Genomic DNA, 2,826 nt, shown 5'->3' with positions numbered 1-2,826 from the left:
TATCCAACGTGACCTGCACACGTTAGAGCACCGGTCAAGTAACGCGGATCCCATCCACGACCATCCACACAGATCATGATTCAGGCGACTTTGTCGCCATGTACGCTTTTTGGCCGCAAAAGCGTACACAACGACAAACTCACGCCGATCTTCTCCGGTGACCGGCGTCCATCGAAGCGTGCCGCCGTTCGCGGGATACGTGGGGATACGTATGGTTACCTGACCGGCGCTCCAGGACGGATGTTCGATCGCGCGGCAGCCGGCCAATCAGCCCTCCCGGCCGCCGCGGTGTGAGGTTCAGTCCATCGTCTCCGGCGACACCCGCCGGAGACGCTTCTCCTCGACCGTACGGCTCGCGGTCATCGTCCTTTGAGGTCGAGAACGTAGTCCAGGACCTCCCAGGTGTTCGCGCCGACGGTGCCACCGATCTCGGGCACCTTGAAGAAATCCTGGAAGTCGCGGACGGCCTGTTCTGTCAACGGACCGAAATCCCCGTCCGGAGCCAGCCGGTCGGGATGCTCTCCTTCCCGGCCGCTCACGATGTTCAGTGCGTTCTGCAGGGTCTGGACGGGGTTCATGGGATCCGGGAACGCGCCGGTGGGAGCATGGTCCTTCGCACCCCTGGCCAGCTTCGGGTAACGGATGAACCTGTTTCCGGCCGGGAACAGGTCGGTGAAGTCCACCCCCAGCCAGACCACCTTGTCGTCCACGCCGTACGTCCTGCTGACAACCTCGTCCTGGTTGCCGACGTTCCCCTCGACCGTCGTTATCGTCCGGCCGGACCGTTCGATGCACCAGCCGGCATGCGTCTTCACGGGGATCGACCCGGTCCGCGTCAGGGTCCAGTCGAAGGCCACCATCATGCCCGGCTGAATCGCGTCCGGCGTCCGTTTCCTCCCGTTTCTGGACGCCCAGACGGCCAGATCGACGACCCCGGCAGTCTTGTACGGGAGGGTCACGCCAGCATAGCCGGCCACCACGTAGCAGAACATGATGCACCAGGGCTGGCCGTCCGCACCGAATTCACGGCCGTACTTGGTGAAGTTGTTGCGTCCGCTGGGCCGATAGATGGCTTCCTCGTGCCGGCAGACGTCGATAAGATCCTGTAAGGTGGCCATGCGGACGTCTCCTTCCGGGATACACACCGGCGGACGAGCCCTCGGCCCGGACGCCGTACCCGGGAGCAAGCGCCGGGAAGAAACCCGGATGCCGATGAGGTCCGCCGCATCGGAGCGTAGCCCGTCAGATCGGGCCGTCCCGCCGGTGACGGAAGGCCGCCATTATCTTGACAACCTGCCAGGCAGGTGCACGAACGCCGTCCGGACAATTCCCATATCCGCACGGCGGACGACCGGGCGGATATGGGAATCGCATACGTTCCACATATCTTCTCCTCGCCTGCCCCGCGGGGCACCGCGGCCATGCCACCCGGCCCCGCTCTCCTGTCGCGTCGCCTTCACCATGTCACCGTCACGTCACCGTCACGTCACCGTCACTGCCACGCTGTCGCGGGCATGCCGGCACCCTGGACAGGCCATATCGCCCCGCCGACCGCCTACCGCCGACCCGCCGTCACGACACGAACGACAACCGACGGCAGGAGACAGCGACCGGCCACAGCAGGACGGCCACGGGAGGAATTGTGAACAACAGGCATGATGCGTCGATGAGCGGCCAACTCACCGGCGCGATCGCGCTACCCGACGGAACCATGGTGCGCGGCCGCGGCCGGCGCGAGCCCCTGCCGTCCGGGCCGCTGCCCACCTACGGCCTCTATCTCGCGTCGCGCCACCGGCTCCCCCGGCCCCACGGGCCCCGCTGGCATCCCGGCTGGCCCGCGGGCTGGATCGACTGGCCTGACTTCCGCGCCCCTCGGGACGACGGGACGGCCGCCGCCATGATCTGCCACGCCTACCTGCTCGCCCACGGCGGGCAACGGGTCGAGGTCGCCTGCGGCGGCGGCACCGGCCGCACCGGAACCGTCCTTGCCTGCATGGCCGTCCTCGCCGGCCACCCCGCCGCCGATGCCGTCGGTTGGGCCCGGCGGCACTACCGGCCGCGGGCGGTCGAAACCCCCGGCCAGCGACGCTGGATCCGATGGTTCGCCGCCCACCACCCCGAGATCCAGACCAGCCGGGATCCCGGCGGGAACCGGTAGCGTCGCCGACACCGCGGATGGCCGGACGCCTTACGCCGTCCGCGCCGTCCGTTCCTCAGCCAGCTCCCGAAACGATCTACGAAGCCCCGCGCGCGATGGCCACCACATTGTCGGACGGTGGCCCGCGGCGGGATCGTCGTCGGCCCGGCATTCCTGCCAGCACGCTCGTCAGCCCGAGCGCGGCTACCGACACCCGCCCGCCGGGCACCGCCAGCGGGGTCGCCGCGACGAAGCCGTTCCGTTCACAGGTGGAATTTCCGCAGGCCAGCCGGTTCTTGCGCCACGTCACCCGCATCGGGGCCACAACCAGATGGCGCACCGTGTGCCCGACGCTCTCCTTCACCCGGCCCGACGGCGCCCCGCAGTCCGGGCAGCACTCCGCCACCCCCGGCGCGGTCGACACGTGCACCGAGAACGAGCCGTCCGCTTCCTGTTCCACCTGCTCGATCTCGAAGCCGGACAGTCCCAGCAACCCGGCCGACCCACGACCCGTACTCTCGAATACGGCGCACCCGCATCCTGGCGATCAAGTCCCTCAGCAAGACACGACCTTCCCAGACGGGCGGATGTGTCCCTTTTCTCGAACCTCAATACAGTCGCACACTGTCACCACGGCCGGTCACTGAACGTTGACGCTCAAACACAGCCTCCAGTCAGCTGCGTAGAGC

At 67.7% G+C, this 2,826-nt stretch carries 3 protein-coding genes; 1 reads left to right on the top strand and 2 read right to left on the bottom strand.

The annotated features are described in order from the left end of the window. Positions 1 to 359: 359 nt before the first annotated feature. On the bottom strand, positions 360 to 1,118 hold the full coding sequence (locus AC5LUJ_RS24160; protein WP_250287564.1) for a peptidoglycan-binding domain-containing protein: 759 nt from the start codon (positions 1,116 to 1,118) through the stop codon (positions 360 to 362). Between the two features lie 548 nt (positions 1,119 to 1,666). Between AC5LUJ_RS24160 and AC5LUJ_RS24155 the strand changes: the two genes are divergently transcribed. Further along, on the top strand, positions 1,667 to 2,158 hold the full coding sequence (locus AC5LUJ_RS24155) for a protein-tyrosine phosphatase family protein (protein ID WP_250287566.1): 492 nt from the start codon (positions 1,667 to 1,669) through the stop codon (positions 2,156 to 2,158). A 76-nt stretch (positions 2,159 to 2,234) separates the two neighbouring features. Here the strand turns inward: AC5LUJ_RS24155 and AC5LUJ_RS24150 are convergent, their stop codons facing one another. After that, the gene (locus tag AC5LUJ_RS24150; RefSeq protein WP_445548562.1) at positions 2,235 to 2,630 is read right to left on the bottom strand and encodes a hypothetical protein; all 396 of its coding nucleotides are present in this window, start codon (positions 2,628 to 2,630) and stop codon (positions 2,235 to 2,237) included. Positions 2,631 to 2,826: the final 196 nt, after the last annotated feature.

Source organism: Protofrankia sp. CiP1_Cm_nod3 (assembly GCF_982290655.1).
The sequence above is the reverse complement of the archived record's forward strand: the minus strand, read 5'-3'. Positions and strand labels throughout refer to the sequence as shown.

What these genes read in the sequence shown, in the direction of transcription:
- AC5LUJ_RS24155 (WP_250287566.1), top strand. Translation starts at nt 1,667, where the DNA reads ATGAGCGGCCAACTCACCGGCGCGATCGCGCTACCCGACGGAACCATG.
- AC5LUJ_RS24160 (WP_250287564.1), bottom strand. Translation starts at nt 1,118, where the DNA reads ATGGCCACCTTACAGGATCTTATCGACGTCTGCCGGCACGAGGAAGCC.